This window comes from Streptomyces sp. NPDC033966 (genome assembly GCF_055575955.1).
In genome coordinates, this window is the sequence record NZ_JBVIRQ010000001.1 from 1 (window position 1) to 16502 (window position 16502).

The window sequence follows — 16502 nt, forward strand, 5'->3', positions numbered from 1 at the left end:
TCTGGCGTTGATTTTTGGCACGCTGTTGAGTTCTCAAGGAACGGACGCTTCCTTTGTACTCACCCTCTCGGGCTTTCCTCCGGGCTTTCGTTCTTCGTTCTTGCGTTTCAGACTCTATCAGAGTCTTTCTCGCTCGCTTTCCAGGTCCTGCGCTTTCGCGCTTTCCCTTTCCGGCGGTTCCGACTCTATCAGACTCTTTTCCTTGTCGTTTCCGACTCGGATTCGAATTCCGATGGCCTTCGGGGGGCCTTTCCCTTTCGGGTGGATCAGACTTTATCAGGTTTCCCTGAGTGCTGATCGCCACCCATCTCGCACACGGCAACGGGCACACGTGTGTGCCCGGGTCCTTGCGAGGTGGAGACGCAAACGTACTGGAGCGGGGCCCCCGGACGCAAATCCGGTTGCCCCGCTCCAGTGAGGTCGCTACGTACGCCGGGGCGTACGCCGAGGTCAGACCTCGACCACGACCGGGAGGATCATCGGGCGGCGGCGGTAGCTGTCCGACACCCACTTGCCCATGGTCCGGCGGATGAGCTGCTGGATCTGGTGCGGTTCCGCGACGCCGTCGGCCGCGGCGCGGGCGATGGCTTCCTCGATCTTCGCGCTGACCGGCCCGAAGGCCGAGTCCTCGATGCCGGAGCCGCGGGCCTGGATGTTCGGGCCGGTGACGACCTTGCCCGTGGTGCTGTCGACCACGACGTAGACCGAGATGATGCCCTCGTCGCCGAGGATGCGGCGGTCCTTGAGGGAGGCCTCGGTGACGTCGCCGACCGAGAGGCCGTCCACGTACACGTAGCCGGCCTGGACCTTGCCGGAGATGCGGGCCTTGCCGTCGATCAGGTCGACGACCACGCCGTCCTCGGCGATGACGATGCGGTCCTTGGGGACGCCCGTCATGGCACCGAGCTCGGCGTTGGCGCGCAGGTGGCGCCATTCGCCGTGGACCGGCATCAGGTTCCGCGGCTTGCAGATGTTGTAGAAGTACAGCAGCTCGCCGGCGGAGGCGTGGCCGGAGACGTGCACCTTGGCGTTGCCCTTGTGCACGACGTTGGCGCCCCAGCGGGTCAGGCCGTTGATCACGCGGTAGACCGCGTTCTCGTTGCCCGGGATCAGGGACGACGCCAGGATCACGGTGTCGCCGGGGACGATCCGGATCTGGTGGTCGCGGTTCGCCATGCGGGACAGGGCCGCCATCGGCTCGCCCTGGGAGCCCGTGCAGACGAGCACGACCTCGTCGTCCGGCAGGTCGTCGAGGGTCTTGACGTCGACGACCAGGCCGGCCGGCACGCGCAGGTAGCCCAGGTCACGGGCGATGCCCATGTTGCGGACCATGGAGCGGCCGACGAAGGCGACGCGGCGGCCGTACTCGTGGGCGGCGTCCAGGACCTGCTGGATGCGGTGCACGTGGCTCGCGAAGGAGGCCACGATGATCCGCTTCTGCGCGCCCGCGAAGACTCCGCGGATCACGTTGGAGATGTCGCGCTCCGGCGGGACGAAGCCCGGGACCTCGGCGTTCGTCGAGTCCGAGAGGAGGAGGTCGATGCCCTCCTCGCTCAGACGCGCGAAGGCGTGCAGGTCGGTGAGGCGGTTGTCCATCGGGAGCTGGTCCATCTTGAAGTCGCCGGTGGCGACGACGAGACCCGCGTCCGTGCGGATGGCGACGGCCAGGGCGTCCGGGATGGAGTGGTTGACGGCGATGAACTCGCAGTCGAAGGGGCCCAGGTTCTCGCGCTCGCCCTCCTTCACCTCGAGGGTGTAGGGGCGGATGCGGTGCTCCTGGAGCTTGGCCTCGATGAGGGCGAGGGTCAGCTTGGAGCCGATCAGCGGGATGTCCGGCTTCTCGCGGAGGAGGTACGGGACGGCGCCGATGTGGTCCTCGTGGCCGTGGGTGAGGACGATGCCCTCGATGTCGTCGAGCCGGTCCCGGATGGACGTGAAGTCCGGCAGGATCAGGTCGATGCCCGGCTGCTCCTCCTCGGGGAAGAGCACGCCGCAGTCGACGATCAGCAGACGGCCGTCGAACTCGAAGACGGTCATGTTGCGGCCGATCTCGCCGAGACCGCCCAGCGGGGTGACCCGGAGGCCGCCCTTGGGGAGCTTCGGCGGCGGGCCCAGTTCAGGGTGCGGATGGCTCAAAGGTTCTCCTTCACCACGCGCGCCACGTACCCCTGAGGCACGTGGCGCGCATGTCATTCGTGCACTTGCGTTCGTCTGTTTCGTTCTTGCTTATTCAGTTGTGAAGTCTGTTGTCAGAGCTGTACCCCGCCCGCGGCAAGATCGATCTTGAGCTGCGCGGTCTCTTCGTCGGTCAGGCCGATGAGGGGGAGACGCAGCGGGCCGGCGGGCAGGCCCTGGAGGGACAGGGCCTTCTTGGTGGTCATCACGCCCTGGGTGCGGAACATGCCCGTGAAGACCGGGAGCAGCTTCTGGTGGATCTCGGTGGCCTTCTGGACGTCGCCGCCGACGTGGGCCTCCAGCATCGCGCGCAGCTCGGGGGTGACCACGTGGCTGACGACGGAGACGAAGCCTACGGCGCCGACCGACAGGAGCGGCAGGTTCAGCATGTCATCGCCGGAGTACCAGGCCAGGCCGCTCTGTGCGATGGCCCAGCTGGCTCGGCCGAGGTCGCCCTTGGCGTCCTTGTTGGCCACGATACGGGGGTGCTCGGCCAGCCTGACCAGGGTTTCCGTGTTGATCGCGACACCGCTGCGGCCGGGGATGTCGTAGAGCATGACCGGCAGCTCGGTGGCGTCGGCGATGGCCGTGAAGTGCTGGAAGAGGCCTTCCTGCGGCGGCTTGCTGTAGTAGGGCGTCACGGCCAGGAGGCCGTGGGCTCCGGTGCGCTCGGCCTGGCGGGCGAGCTCCAGGGTGTGGCGGGTGTCGTTGGTGCCGATGCCGGCGACGACGTGGGCGCGGTCGCCGACCGCTTCGAGTACGGCTCGTACGAGGTCGTTTTTCTCCGCGTCGGTGGTGGTGGGCGACTCACCGGTGGTGCCGTTGATGATCAGGCCGTCGTTGCCTGCGTCCACCAGGTGGACGGCGAGACGCTGCGCGCCGTCGAGGTCAAGTGCGCCATCAGCCGTGAACGGCGTGATCATGGCGGTGAGGACCCGCCCGAAGGGGGTCTGCGGAGTCGAGATCGGAGCCATGGGTAACACGCTACTCGCTGCCATGCTCGCGGTGTCCCCTCGGGGGACGTCAACAGGCGGTGCCGCCCGGCGGGAGTCGGGAGGGTGTTGGATCCCGGCACTGCCTGCTCGGGGGTTCAAGCAGTGCCGGGTCCGTTTGATCAGCCTAGATGAACTTTACGAAACGCCGCAATACGGACACTTGGGACTTGTCTCCGTACATGTGTACGCCACGCGTGTATCGGCCCTTACGGGGCAACGCGCCCGTTGGCGTTGAAGGCCGCGTAGGTCAGTGGCATGAGCTTCGCCCAGTGCTGCTCCATCCCCTCGCCGACCATCTCGATCTCCCGCTGCGGGAAGGACGGGACCCTGGCCAGCTCGTGCTGGGTGCGGAGCCCGAGGAAGTGCATGAGCGAGCGGGCGTTGCAGGTGGCGTACATCGAGGAGAAGAGGCCGACCGGCAGGACCGAACGGGCCACCTCGCGGGCCACGCCGGCCGCGAGCATCTCCTGGTAGGCCTCGTACGCCTGACGGTAGGAGTCCTCCATGACCCGGCCCGTCAGCTCCTGCTGCGCTTCGGTCCCCTCGACGAAGACGTACTTGCCCGGGCGTCCCTCCTGGACGAGCCTGCGCTCGGTGTCCGGGACGTAGAAGACCGGCTCCAGCTCCCGGTAGCGGCCGGACTCCTCGTTGTAGGACCAGCCCACCCGGTGCCGCACGAACTCGCGGAACACGAAGATCGGGGCGCTGATGAAGAAGGTCATCGAATTGTGCTCGAAGGGGCTGCCGTGGCGGTCGCGCATCAGGTAGTTGATGAGGCCCCCGGAGCGCTGCGGGTCCTTCCGGAGCTCCTCCAGGGACTGTTCGCCGGCCGTGGAGACGCGGGCGGCCCACAGCACGTCGCTGTCGGTGGCCGCGTGCTTCACCAGCTCCACCGTCACATCGCTGCGGAAGCTGGGCTTCCGGCGCGGGGGGTCGCTGTCGCTCACACGGGCTCCTTCCGAACGGGTCCTTCGAGGGGCGTACGCCCACTCTACGGCGGGCACCGGCGGCCACGGGGCTGACGAGGCGCCATGAATTTTGCTTAATGTCCCGAATTCCGGCACCGATTGGGCCGTTCGTTCGTCTCTCCAGGAGAGAGCACACCGTCCGTCAGAACCCGGGCCCACAGGCCCCGACCGTGAGGAGAGCCGCCACCGTGTTTCTCCCCCAGCTACCGCCGGGAGGTACCCCCATCCGCGAACCCGTCCCCTTCGCCTTCGTCGCCGAGGCCGACCGTTTCCGAAGCAACGTCACTCCGCCGCCGCGCGAGAGTCTGAGCGTCGCCCAGATCACCGCCCGTAGTCTGGTCGGACTGACCGTGGTGGCGGGGCTCGTGGGCTCGCTGCTCTTCGGCATACCCGCACTGCAGCCGTACCAGGCGTCCGACCGTCCCGCGGGGACGGCGCAGCAATCGGAGGTGTCCGGGGGGCGGTAGCCTCTCGGGCACAGCCCAACCGAACGTGCATGTGAGTGAGGTCCTGCCGTGCCCCTGCCCTTCTTGACGGCCGACGGCGTCTTCGACGCACACGAGGACGAAGCCCTCCCCCATGTGGATCCCGAGCGCTGGCGGCGCCCCTACCGGCCCGGCCCCTGGCGGGTCGCCGGTGCGTCGGTGCTGCTGCTGCTCGCCGCCTTCATGCTGCTGGCCACGGTGATCATCGCCTTCGCGGGCACCTGGACGGGCGCGGGCATCGCCCTGGCCGCCTCGCTGGCCGTGGTCGGCTCCGCGCTGCGGATCCTGCGCTCGGGCGTGTGGGTGAGCCCCTCCGGGTTGCGCCGGGTCGGTTTCTTCGGGACCCGCTCCGTCACCTGGAGCCAGGTCGAGACGGTGCGCAAGGTCCAGCAGCCGGTGCGCTGGCTGGGACTGCCGCGGACCGTGCAGGGGCAGGCGCTGACGGTGGCGGCGCGCGGCAAGGAGCTGCCGGTGCTGCTGACCGACCACAACGCCGACTTCCTGGCCCGTGGCGAGGCCTTCGACCGGGCCGCCGGCCAGGTGGAGGCGTGGGCCGAGGAGTACCGGGGCGTGCCCGCCTGACGGTGGCGGAACGGCACGAGGGCCCGTACGGGGATCGTCCTGTACGGGCCCTTCCGTTTGCCGGCCCGCGCGTCTACGCGCGCGCCTGGTGCAGGGCGATGGCCCGCTGCATGGCCTTGCGGGCCCGCGGGGTGTCGCGGGCGTCGTGGTAGGCGACGGCGAGGCGGAACCAGGTGCGCCAGTCCCCCGGCGCGTCCTCGGTCTCCGCCTTGCGGCGTGCGAAGACCTCGTCGGCGGAGTCCCGCAGGATCCGGCCGTACTCGTCCCGTTCCAGTTCGTCGACGGGCAGGCCGCCCTCGGCCTCCAGCTCCGTTGCGAGCTGGTTGGCCCGGGTGACGAAGCGGGTGTTCATCCAGAGGAACCAGATGCCGATGGCCGGCAGGATCAGCACGGCCGCACCGAAGGTGACGGTGAGCCAGGTGCCCTGCTGGATCAGCAGCAGGCCCCGGCTGCCGACCAGGACGAAGTAGACGACCAGGACGGCGGCCGTGATGAGATAGGTGATCTTCGCGCGCATGGTGCTACTGCCTCATCAGCCGAGGTCGAGGAAGTTTTCCAGGCCGAAGGTGAGGCCCGGGGTCTGCGTCACGCGGCGGGCGCCGAGCAGGATGCCCGGCATGAAGCTGCTGTGGTGCAGGGAGTCGTGACGGATGGTCAGGGTCTCGCCCTCGCCACCGAGCAGCACCTCCTGGTGGGCCAGCAGGCCGCGCAGGCGGATGGCGTGCACGGGGACGCCGTCGACGTCGGCGCCGCGGGCGCCGTCGAGGGCCGTGGCCGTGGCGTCGGGCTGGGCGCCGAGGCCGGCCTCGGCGCGGGCGGCCGCGATGAGCTGGGCCGTGCGGGTCGCGGTGCCGGAGGGGGCGTCGACCTTCTTCGGGTGGTGCAGCTCGACGACCTCGACGGACTCGAAGTAGCGGGCGGCCTGGGCGGCGAACTTCATGGTGAGGACGGCGCCGATGGAGAAGTTCGGGGCGATGAGCACCCCGGTCCCGGGGGAGGCGGCGAGCCAGGTGTTCAGCTGGGCGAGGCGGTCCTCGTTCCAGCCGGTGGTGCCGACCACGGCGTGGATGCCGTGGCCCACGAGGAAGTCCAGGTTCCCCATGACCGAGTCGGGGGTGGTCAGCTCGACGGCGACCTGGGCTCCGGCCTCGGCCACCTGCTCCAGCTTGTCGCCCCGCCCGAGGGCCGCCACCAGCTCCATGTCCTCGGCGGCCTCGACCGCCTTGACCGCCTCGGAGCCGATGCGGCCCCGGGCGCCGAGGACTGCCACGCGCAGCTTGCTCATTGTTGCTTCCTTAAGGGTGCGTGCGTACGGGTCTAGGCGACCGCTTCGTCGAGCCGGGCGGCCTGCTTCTCCTTGAGCGGGCCGATCACCGCCAGCGAGGGCCGCTGTGCCAGTACATCCTGGGCGACCGCGCGGACGTCGTCGGGGGTCACCGAGGCGATGCGGGCCAGCATGTCGTCGACGGACATCTGGTCGCCCCAGCACAGCTCGCTCTTGCCGATGCGGTTCATGATCGCGCCGGTGTCCTCCAGGCCGAGGACGGTGGAGCCGGAGAGCTGGCCGATGGCGCGCCGGATCTCCTCGTCGGTGAGGCCTTCGGAGGCGACGGTGTCCAGCTCCTGGCGGCAGATCCGCAGTACGTCGTGGACCTGGCTGGGCCGGCAGCCCGCGTAGACGCCGAAGAGGCCGGTGTCGGCGAAGCCGGAGGTGTACGAGTACACGCTGTAGGCCAGGCCGCGCTTCTCTCGGACCTCCTGGAAGAGCCGGGAGGACATGCCGCCGCCGAGGGCGGTGTTCAGCACGCCGAGGGCCCAGCGGCGCTCGTCGGTGCGGGCGAGGCCCGGCATGCCGAGGACCACGTGGGCCTGCTCGGTCTTGCGGTTGACCAGATCGACACGGCCGGCGGTGCGGATCCGCTTGGTGCCGGTGCGCGGGCCGAGCGGCACCGCGTCGGTGTGCTTCAGGGCGCCGGCCTTCTCGAAGGCGGCGCGGACCTGGCGTACGACCTTGTTGTGGTCGACGTTGCCGGCGGCGGCGACGACCAGGCGGGTCGGGTCGTAGTGCTTCTTCCAGAAGCGGCGGATCCGGTCGGCGCCGAGGGCGTTGATCGTCTCGACGGTGCCGAGGACGGGGCGGCCGAGCGGCGAGTCCCCGTACATGGTCTGGGCGAACAGGTCGTGGACCATGTCGCCCGGGTCGTCCTCGGTCATCGCGATCTCTTCGAGGATGACCCCCCGCTCGGCGTCGACGTCCTCCTCGCGGATCAGCGAGCCGGTGAGCATGTCGCAGACCACGTCGATGGCCAGCGGCAGGTCCGTGTCGAGGACGCGCGCGTAGTAGCAGGTGTACTCCTTCGCCGTGAAGGCGTTCATCTCGCCGCCGACCGCGTCGATCGCGGAGGAGATGTCGAGGGCGGTGCGCTTGGAGGTGCCCTTGAAGAGGAGGTGTTCCAGGTAGTGGGTGGCGCCGTTGAGACTGGGCGTCTCGTCGCGCGAGCCCACGTTGGCCCAGATGCCGAAGGTGGCGGAGCGGACGGAGGGCAGCGTCTCGGTGACGACGCGCAGTCCGCCGGGCAGGACCGTGCGCCGGACGGTGCCGATGCCGCTCTGGCCCTTGAGGAGAGTTTGGGTACGGGCGACGGCCCGCCCCTCCGAAGAGGGGCGGGCCGTCACACGGGAACTACGCGACGTCACTTGTCGGAGTCGTCCTTGTCAGCGTCGTCGCCGGCGGCCTCGCCGTCGATCACGGGGATCAGGGAGAGCTTGCCGCGCTGGTCGATCTCGGCGATCTCCACCTGGACCTTGGTGCCGACCGCGAGCACGTCCTCGACGTTCTCCACGCGCTTGCCACCGGCGAGCTTGCGGATCTGCGAGATGTGCAGCAGACCGTCCTTGCCGGGCATGAGGGAGACGAAGGCACCGAAGGTGGTGGTCTTGACGACCGTGCCCAGGTACCGCTCGCCGACCTCCGGCATGGTCGGGTTGGCGATCGCGTTGATCGTGGCACGGGCGGCCTCGGCGGCCGGGCCGTCGGAGGCACCGATGTAGATGGTGCCGTCGTCCTCGATCGTGATCTCGGCGCCGGTGTCCTCCTGGATCTGGTTGATCATCTTGCCCTTGGGGCCGATGACCTCACCGATCTTGTCCACCGGGATCTTGACGGTGATGATCCGCGGCGCGAACGGGGACATCGCGTCCGGCGTGTCGATCGCTTCCATCATCACGTCGAGGATGTGGAGGCGGGCGTCGCGGGCCTGCGTCAGGGCCGCGGCCAGGACGGAGGCCGGGATGCCGTCGAGCTTGGTGTCGAGCTGGAGCGCGGTGACGAACTCCTTGGTGCCGGCGACCTTGAAGTCCATGTCGCCGAAGGCGTCCTCCGCACCGAGGATGTCGGTGAGGGCGACGTAGTGGGTCTTGCCGTCGATCTCCTGGGAGATCAGGCCCATGGCGATACCGGCGACGGGGGCCTTGAGGGGCACACCGGCGTTCAGCAGCGACATGGTGGAGGCGCAGACCGAGCCCATGGACGTCGAACCGTTGGAGCCGAGGGCCTCGGACACCTGGCGGATCGCGTAGGGGAACTCCTCGCGGGTCGGCAGGACCGGCACGATCGCGCGCTCGGCGAGCGCGCCGTGGCCGATCTCGCGGCGCTTCGGGGAGCCGACGCGGCCGGTCTCGCCGACGGAGTACGGCGGGAAGTTGTAGTTGTGCATGTAGCGCTTGCGGGTCACCGGGGAGAGGGTGTCCAGCTGCTGCTCCATGCGGAGCATGTTGAGGGTGGTGACGCCCAGGATCTGGGTCTCGCCACGCTCGAACAGCGCCGAGCCGTGCACGCGCGGGATGGCCTCGACCTCGGCGGCGAGGGTACGGATGTCCGTGAGCCCGCGGCCGTCGATGCGGACCTTGTCCTTGATGACGCGCTCGCGCACCAGGGCCTTGGTCAGGCTGCGGTAGGCGGCGGAGATCTCCTTCTCGCGGCCCTCGAAGGCCGGGAGGAGCTTCTCGGCGGCGATCTCCTTGACGCGGTCCAGCTCGGCCTCGCGGTCCTGCTTGCCCGCGATGGTCAGCGCCTGGGAGAGCTCGCCCTTGACGGCGGCCGCGAGGGCCTCGTACACGTCGTCCTGGTAGTCCAGGAAGACCGGGAACTCGCCCTCGGGCTTGGCGGCCTTGGCGGCCAGGTCGGCCTGGGCCTTGCAGAGGACCTTGATGAAGGGCTTCGAGGCGTCGAGACCGGCGGCCACGACCTCCTCGGTCGGCGCCTCGGCGCCGCCCTTGACCAGGGCGATGGTCTTCTCGGTGGCCTCGGCCTCGACCATCATGATCGCGACGTCGCCGTCCTCCAGGACGCGGCCCGCGACGACCATGTCGAAGACGGCGTCCTCGAGCTCGGTGTGCGTCGGGAAGGCGACCCACTGGCCGCGGATCAGCGCGACGCGGACGCCGCCGATCGGGCCGGAGAAGGGCAGACCGGCCAGCTGGGTGGACGCGGACGCGGCGTTGATCGCGATGACGTCGTACAGGTGGTCCGGGTTGAGCGCCATGATGGTGGCGACGACCTGGATCTCGTTGCGCAGGCCCTTCTTGAAGGAGGGGCGCAGCGGGCGGTCGATCAGGCGGCAGGTGAGGATCGCGTCCTCGGAGGGGCGGCCCTCGCGGCGGAAGAAGGAGCCGGGGATCTTGCCGGCCGCGTACTGGCGCTCCTCGACGTCCACCGTCAGGGGGAAGAAGTCGAGCTGGTCCTTGGGCTTCTTCGACGCGGTGGTCGCGGAGAGGACCATCGTGTCGTCGTCCAGGTAGGCAACGGCGGAGCCGGCGGCCTGGCGGGCCAGGCGGCCCGTCTCGAAGCGGATGGTGCGGGTGCCGAAGGAGCCGTTGTCGATGACGGCCTCGGCGTAGTGGGTCTCGTTCTCCACTAGCGTTTTCTCCATTTTCGTCGTCTCCGTCCGCCACCCGTGTGGTGGTGGACGGTGGCGGAGAAGCGCTCCTGGCGTGCGGGCCGGTCTTCGATCGAAGCACCCGGGGTCTCGGCCCCTCCGACGGGGCTTTCCGGATGCCACTACCGAGGACCGGCGGCGTAGGGAGGGCGCTCCTCCTCTTCAGTTGTGCGCTGTGTCCCAGACTACAAAGCGTCGGGTGCGTCGCGCACGTACAGCAAAGGGAGCGGCCCCATCGGTGTGGGAACCGCTCCCTTCACAGTGTGCTTACTTGGCGCCGGCCGCACCGCGGCGGATGCCGAGGCGCTCGACCAGCGTACGGAAGCGCTGGATGTCCTTCTTGGCCAGGTACTGCAGCAGGCGGCGGCGCTGGCCGACCAGGATCAGCAGACCACGACGGGAGTGGTGGTCGTGCTTGTGGGTCTTGAGGTGCTCGGTCAGGTCCGAGATGCGGCGGGACAGCATCGCGACCTGGACCTCGGGAGAGCCGGTGTCGCCCTCCTTGGCACCGAATTCTGCGATGAGCTGCTTCTTCGTAGCGGCGTCGAGCGGCACGCTTACTCCTTGTTTGGTCTTCGTGGCCACCGAGTGCCCCAGGTCGAATCCGCTGGAGAGCTTCCGTAACTCGGGAGGCGAGGTCCGCTGGGCGCTGTCTCCAGAAGTCTCCGGGGACGCGTACACAAACGGCCGTCACACAGCGTACCAGGCTGCCGGGTCGCGCCGTCTCAGCTGGTGAGAGAGCGTGCGCGGCCGTATACGTCGAGCACTGCCAGGGCCAGCGGGACCAGGCTGAGCAGGACCGCCGCCTCGGTGAGGTCGAGGAGCCTTCCCCAGAAGGGTGACAGGCCCTTGCGGGGGATGACAAGCGAGATTCCCACGAGGAGGGCGGCTCCGGCGGCGACGGCGGCCGAGAGCGAGACCGTATGTTCGAACGCCAGATCGACCGGCGTGCGCAGGGCCAGGCCCAGGACCAGGAGGCCGACCGCGGCCAGGCCGGCGGCCAGGGCGCAGACCACCTGGGAGGTGTAGCGGAAGAGGCGGGCGCGCAGCAGCATCGCCAGTCCGGTGGCCAGGGCCAGCAGGCGGCCCCACGTGCTGTCGGAGAAGCCGAGGACGGCGGCGGCCCCGACCGCGACCGCGGCGCACCCCCCGACGAGGCCGAGCAGCATCTCGTGCCCCCGCCGGGCCTGCGCGGCGATGGCCTCGGCGTCGAGCGGGGCCCCTTGCTGGTCGGCGCCGCCCTGGTCGGCGTACGGGTCGGCGTCGTAGCGGTCCGGGGCCTCGTATCCCGGGGCGGCGCTCTGCGGGGCGGCGTACCCGATGGGCAGCCGGGCGAAGCGGGCGGACAGGGCGGGCAGGAAGGCGACGAGCCCGATGGCGGCGGGGGCGCACACGGCGGCCGTGGCCGTGGCGGAGGCGTCGGCGGCGATGGCGCCGAAGGAGGCCAGGGTCCCGGTGGCCGCCAGGAAGGTGGCGGCGACGAAGGGGGCGTCCCCGTCCGGGGTGAGCGCGACCAGCGCGACGGAGACGACCAGGACGCAGGCGCAGCCGAGCAGGAACTGCAGCCGCCCGGGTCCCTGGCCGGCGCCGGCGGCGACGGTCCCGGAGCCCGCGATCAGCAGGTGCGGCAGGGCGCCGAGGCCGAGGGCGACGGCGGAGCCGCGGTCGCGGTAGACGCGGGCGCGCACCCCGGCGGCGGCGGTGAGGAGCAGGCCGACGGCTCCGGCGATGATCCCGGGCAGGCCGTGCATGTCGTGGCGGACCGGGTCGGCGTACCAGAGGACGAAGCCGAGCAGGACGAGCAGCAGCGCGGCGCCGGACAGGCCCGCCCCGCGCAGCATGTCGTCGCTCCAGCGGTGCCGGTCGCGGACGACGGCGGAGGCGACGGCGTCGGAGACGTCGTCGAAGACGGCCGGCGGCAGGGACTCGGCGAAGGGGCGCAGGCTGAGCACCTCGCCGTCCAGGACCTGCTGGGCCGCGAGGGTGCGGGCTCCGTCGAGGACGGCGCCGGAGCGGCGGACCAGGTGGAAGCCGGTGGGGGCGCCGACGGGCTGGGTCTGGCCGGTGAGGCGCAGCAGTTCGGGGTAGACGTCGGCGACGGCGATGTCCTCCGGGAGGGCGACGTCGATGCGGCTGTCCGGTGCCACGACCGTGACCCTGCAGAACCCGGTCGCCTCGGCCGTACTCACCTGTGTGACCCCCTGGTTGGCACCGCCCCGCCGCGGCGGCGGCCGGTGGCGGATGCGCATGGCGCGGGCGTCACCCTACCCGGAGGCCGCCCGCCGCTCGGCAAGTAGGATCACCGTTCGCGTCGGGCACGGGGTGCGGGAGTGCCCCCCGGGGCCCGGGACTTGGGGGCACCGGCTGCGACGTGCCGCCCGTTCTCGAGGGATTGATGCTCCGGTGAGCCAGATCGTCGTCAAGCGCCCGCCCCGCTCCCTGCCGCCCGAGGTCCCGTCGCAGGAGCTGAGGCTGCAGGCGCCGCCGGAACTCCCGCGGGGACAGCAGGAGGGCATGCTGATGCAGCTCCTGCCGATGCTGGGCATGGGCTCCTCGGTCGTCTTCTTCTTCATTCCGGGCTCCGCGCCGTTCATGCGGATCATGGGCGTGCTGATGCTGGCGTCGACGGTGGGCATGGTCATCGCCCAGCTGGTGCGCCACCGGCGCGGTACGCAGGGGCAGATGGCCGACGTGCGGCGGGACTACCTCAAGTACCTCGCGCAGACGCGCCGCCAGGTGCGGCGCACCGCGCGGGCGCAGCGCGACGCGCAGCTGTACCTGCACCCGGCGCCCGACCAGCTGTGGTCGGTGGTGGCGGAGGGCTCGCGGCTGTGGGAGCGGCGGGTCGGCGACGCGGACTTCGGGCAGGCCCGGCTGGGGCTGGGCGCGCAGCGGCTCGCGACCGCGCTGGTGGCTCCGGACACGGCCCCGGTGGACGAGCTGGAGCCGCTGGCGGCGGGGGCGATGCAGCGGTTCCTGAAGGTGCACTCCTCGCTGGACGGGCTGCCGGTGGCGGTGTCGATCCGGGCGTTCTACCACGTGACGGTGTCCGGGGAGGCGGAGTCGGCGCGGGGTGCGGCGCGGGCGATGGTGGCGCAGCTGGCGACGCTGCACTCCCCCGAGGACCTGGTGGTGGCGGTGGTGGCCGCGCCGGGGGCGGTGCCGTCGTGGGACTGGGTGAAGTGGCTGCCGCACACGCAGGTGCCGGGGCAGGTCGACGGGGCCGGTACGAAGCGGCTGTTCGGCGACGACCTGGGTGATCTGGAGGGGCTGCTGGGGTCCCGGCTGGAGGGCCGTCCGCGGTTCAGCCGGGAGGTGTCGCCGGTGCTGGACCAGCCGCACCTGGTGGTGGTGCTGGACGGCGGGCTGGTGCCGCCGGACTCGGTGTTCGCGGCGGCCGAGGGACTGCAGGGCGTCACCGTCGTCGAGGTGGTCGCGGGCGGGCTGGACGAGCCGCGCGGCGGTCTGTCGGTCGTGGTGGGGCCTGGCCGGCTGCGGCTGGAGTCGGGCGCGGGGGTCGCGTACGAGGGCACCCCGGACACCCTGTCGCTGCCGGCGGCGGAGGCGCTGGCCCGGCAGCTGGCGCCGCTGCGCACGGGCGGCGGTGACGACGACGAGCCGCTGCTGGCGAACCTGGACTTCACCGACCTGCTGAACCTGGGCGACGCGGCTTCGGTCGACGTGTCCCGCACCTGGCGGCCGAGGTCGGCCGGCGAGCGGCTGCGGGTTCCGATCGGGGTGGGCGAGGACGGCGCGCCGGTGATGCTGGACCTGAAGGAGGCCGCGCAGGAGGGCATGGGCCCGCACGGGCTGTGCGTGGGCGCGACCGGTTCGGGCAAGTCGGAGCTGCTGCGCACGCTGGTGCTGGGGCTGGCGGTGACGCACACGTCGGAGACGCTGAACTTCGTCCTCGCGGACTTCAAGGGCGGCGCCACCTTCACCGGCATGGGGCAGATGCCGCACGTCGCGGCGGTGATCACCAACCTGGCGGACGACCTGACGCTCGTCGACCGGATGGGCGACTCGATCCGCGGCGAGCTCCAGCGCCGGCAGGAGCTGCTGCGTTCGGCGGGCAACTACGCGAACATCCACGACTACGAGAAGGCGCGCGCGGCGGGCGCCCCGCTGGAGCCGCTGGCCTCGCTGGTGCTGGTCATCGACGAGTTCTCGGAGCTGCTGACCGCGAAGCCCGACTTCATCGACATGTTCATCCAGATCGGCCGGATCGGCCGCTCGCTGGGCGTGCACCTGCTGCTGGCCTCGCAGCGGCTGGAGGAGGGCAAGCTGCGCGGCCTGGACACGTACCTGTCGTACCGGATCGGCCTGCGCACCTTCTCGGCGTCGGAGTCGCGGACGGCGATCGGGGTGCCGGACGCGTACCACCTGCCGTCGGTGCCCGGTTCGGGCTACCTGAAGACCGGCACGGACGAGATGACCCGTTTCAAGGCCGCGTACGTCTCGGGCGTCCACCGCCCGGGCGGGGCGGACCTGGCGGTGGGGCCGTTCCCGGTGGAGCGCCGCCCGGCGCTGTTCACGGCCGCCCCGGTGCCGGTGGTGTACGCGGCGCCGGACCCGGCGCAGCCGGCGGAGCGGCCGGTGCGGGAGGACGACGCGCTCGCGGACACGGTGCTCGACGTGATCGTGGGGCGGCTGGAGGGGCAGGGCGTGCCGGCGCACCAGGTGTGGCTGCCGCCGCTGGACCGGGCGCCGTCCCTGGACCAGCTGCTGCCGGCCCTGGCGGCTTCGGCGGAGCGCGGGCTGCACGCGGAGGGGTACACGCGGCCGGGCGGGCTGGTGGTGCCGCTCGGGCTGATCGACAAGCCCTTCGAGCAGCGGCGCGAGGTGCTCTGCCGGGACTTCTCGGGTGCTGCGGGCCACATGATGGTGGTGGGCGGTCCGCAGTCGGGCAAGTCGACGCTGATGCGGACGCTGATCTGCGCGTTCGCGCTGACGCACACCCCGCGCGAGGTGCAGTTCTACGGGCTGGACTTCGGCGGCGGCGCGCTGTCCTCGGTGGCGGAGCTGCCGCACGTGGGCGGGGTCGCCTCCCGGCTGGATCCGGAGCGGGTGCGGCGCACGGTCGCGGAGGTGGCGGGGATCCTGGCCCGCCGCGAGGAGTTCTTCCGGGCGAACGGCATCGACTCCATCGGCACGTACCGGCGCAGGCGGGCGGCGGGCGAGCTGCCGGGCGAGGCGTGGGGTGACGTGTTCCTGGTCGTCGACGGCTGGGGCGGGTTCCGCGGCGAGTACGAGGGCCTGGAGCCGGTGGTCACGGACATCGCGGCCCGCGGGCTCGGCTACGGCGTCCACGTGGTGGTCACGGCGGCCCGCTACATGGAGGTGCGGGCGGCGCTGAAGGACCAGCTGCTGGGCCGGCTGGAGCTGCGTCTCGGCGACGTGATGGACTCCGAGTTCGACCGGCGGGTGGCGGCGAACGTGCCGACGGGGATGCCGGGGCGCGGCCAGGTGCCGGAGAAGCTGCACTTCCTGGGGGCGCTGCCGCGGATCGACGGGGCGCACGACGCGGAGAGCCTCTCGGAGGGGACGCGGGAGTTCGTCGCGGCGGTGCGGTCGGGCTGGTCCGGCCCGGCCGCTCCGGGGGTGCGGCTGCTGCCGCGGCTGCTGCACGCGGACCGGCTGCCCAAGGGCGGGGAGTTCCCGGAGCGCGGGATCGCGATCGGCATCGACGAGACGGCTCTGGAGCCGGTGTTCGTGGACTTCGAGAGCGACCCCTTCTTCCTGGTGTTCGGCGAGGGCGAGTCGGGCAAGACGAACCTGCTGCGGCTGATCGCGCAGCAGATCGCCCGGCGCTACCGGCCGGACCAGGCCAAGCTGGTCGTCGGCGACTACCGGCGCGGGCTGCTGGGGGCGCTGCCGGAGGAGCACCTGCTGGAGTACGCGCCGATGGCGGGCTCCCTCCAGATGCACATGGAGGCGCTGGTCGGGGTGTTCTCGCGCAGGCAGCCGCCGGCGGACGTCACCCCGCAGCAGCTGCGGGACCGCAGCTGGTGGACGGGCCCGGACGTGTTCATCGTGATCGACGACTACGACCTCGTCGCCACGAGCCAGGGCAACCCGCTGGCGCAGCTGGTGGAGTTCCTGCCGTTCGCCCGGGACACCGGGGTCCGCTTCGTCATCGCGCGCAGCTCGGCGGGCGCCTCGCGGGCGATGTACGAGCCGTTCGTGCAGCGGATCAAGGAGCTGGGCGCGCAGGGCGTCGTCCTGTCGGGCGATCCCTCCGAGGGCGATCTGCTCGGCACCGTCCGCTCCCGCCCGATGCCCCCGGGCCGCGGCCACTACGTGTCGCGCCGGCGCGGTACCTCACTGGTCCAGCTGGGCCGGATGCCGGGACTGTAGGGG

The 16502-nt window shown here is 71.1% G+C and carries 12 protein-coding genes; 3 read left to right on the forward strand and 9 right to left on the reverse strand.

Going from position 1 to position 16502, the window contains the following annotated elements; all coding sequences use genetic code 11:
- Nucleotides 1-450: 450 nt before the first annotated feature.
- The 3 genes from ACZ518_RS00005 to thyX all read right to left on the reverse strand — a co-directional run bounded on the left by ACZ518_RS00005 (nucleotide 451) and on the right by thyX (nucleotide 4117).
- On the reverse strand, nucleotides 451-2136 hold the full coding sequence (locus tag ACZ518_RS00005; protein ID WP_469110762.1) for a ribonuclease J: 1686 nt from the start codon (nucleotides 2134-2136) through the stop codon (nucleotides 451-453).
- A 113-nt stretch (nucleotides 2137-2249) separates the two neighbouring features.
- Nucleotides 2250-3149: a 4-hydroxy-tetrahydrodipicolinate synthase gene (dapA, locus tag ACZ518_RS00010; RefSeq protein ID WP_469110763.1), complete on the reverse strand. Its 900-nt coding sequence runs from the start codon at nucleotides 3147-3149 to the stop codon at nucleotides 2250-2252.
- 227 nt (nucleotides 3150-3376) lie between these two features.
- Nucleotides 3377-4117, reverse strand: coding sequence for an FAD-dependent thymidylate synthase (gene thyX, locus ACZ518_RS00015; protein WP_469110764.1), 741 nt, complete (start codon nucleotides 4115-4117; stop codon nucleotides 3377-3379).
- A 209-nt stretch (nucleotides 4118-4326) separates the two neighbouring features.
- Here thyX and ACZ518_RS00020 point away from each other — a divergent pair, with 209 nt between their 5' ends.
- Together ACZ518_RS00020 and ACZ518_RS00025 are read left to right on the forward strand one after the other, a co-directional pair.
- A complete protein-coding gene (locus tag ACZ518_RS00020; protein WP_469110765.1) occupies nucleotides 4327-4605 on the forward strand; it encodes a hypothetical protein in 279 nt (92 codons plus the stop codon).
- 48 nt (nucleotides 4606-4653) lie between these two features.
- Entirely contained in the window at nucleotides 4654-5205 is a 552-nt protein-coding gene (locus tag ACZ518_RS00025; RefSeq protein ID WP_469110766.1) for a PH domain-containing protein, read from the forward strand.
- Nucleotides 5206-5278: 73 nt separating this feature from the next.
- Here ACZ518_RS00025 and ACZ518_RS00030 read toward each other — a convergent pair whose 3' ends face one another.
- The 6 genes from ACZ518_RS00030 to eccD form a co-directional block, all read right to left on the reverse strand.
- Entirely contained in the window at nucleotides 5279-5722 is a 444-nt protein-coding gene (locus ACZ518_RS00030; protein ID WP_469110767.1) for a hypothetical protein, read from the reverse strand.
- A 15-nt stretch (nucleotides 5723-5737) separates the two neighbouring features.
- Nucleotides 5738-6490 (reverse strand): 4-hydroxy-tetrahydrodipicolinate reductase, encoded by a 753-nt coding sequence (gene dapB, locus ACZ518_RS00035; protein ID WP_469110768.1) that lies wholly within the window; start codon nucleotides 6488-6490, stop codon nucleotides 5738-5740.
- Nucleotides 6491-6522: 32 nt separating this feature from the next.
- A complete protein-coding gene (locus ACZ518_RS00040) occupies nucleotides 6523-7902 on the reverse strand; it encodes a M16 family metallopeptidase (protein ID WP_469110769.1) in 1380 nt (459 codons plus the stop codon).
- Nucleotides 7899-10121: a polyribonucleotide nucleotidyltransferase gene (locus ACZ518_RS00045; protein WP_469111647.1), complete on the reverse strand. Its 2223-nt coding sequence runs from the start codon at nucleotides 10119-10121 to the stop codon at nucleotides 7899-7901. Before ACZ518_RS00045 ends, ACZ518_RS00040 begins: the two co-directional genes overlap by 4 nt.
- Nucleotides 10122-10409: 288 nt before the next feature.
- On the reverse strand, nucleotides 10410-10697 hold the full coding sequence (gene rpsO / locus ACZ518_RS00050; RefSeq protein ID WP_008737721.1) for a 30S ribosomal protein S15: 288 nt from the start codon (nucleotides 10695-10697) through the stop codon (nucleotides 10410-10412).
- A gap of 170 nt (nucleotides 10698-10867) precedes the next feature.
- Nucleotides 10868-12331: a type VII secretion integral membrane protein EccD gene (eccD, locus tag ACZ518_RS00055; protein ID WP_469110770.1), complete on the reverse strand. Its 1464-nt coding sequence runs from the start codon at nucleotides 12329-12331 to the stop codon at nucleotides 10868-10870.
- Between the two features lie 214 nt (nucleotides 12332-12545).
- Here eccD and eccCa point away from each other — a divergent pair, with 214 nt between their 5' ends.
- A complete protein-coding gene (eccCa, locus tag ACZ518_RS00060; protein ID WP_469110771.1) occupies nucleotides 12546-16499 on the forward strand; it encodes a type VII secretion protein EccCa in 3954 nt (1317 codons plus the stop codon).
- The last annotated feature ends 3 nt before the right edge of the window (nucleotides 16500-16502 follow it).

Excerpts from the sequence above, each read along its gene's own strand:
- dapB (WP_469110768.1), bottom strand. The coding sequence starts at position 6,490 with ATGAGCAAGCTGCGCGTGGCAGTCCTCGGCGCCCGGGGCCGCATCGGC.
- dapA (WP_469110763.1), bottom strand. The coding sequence starts at position 3,149 with ATGGCTCCGATCTCGACTCCGCAGACCCCCTTCGGGCGGGTCCTCACC.
- ACZ518_RS00030 (WP_469110767.1), bottom strand. The coding sequence starts at position 5,722 with ATGCGCGCGAAGATCACCTATCTCATCACGGCCGCCGTCCTGGTCGTC.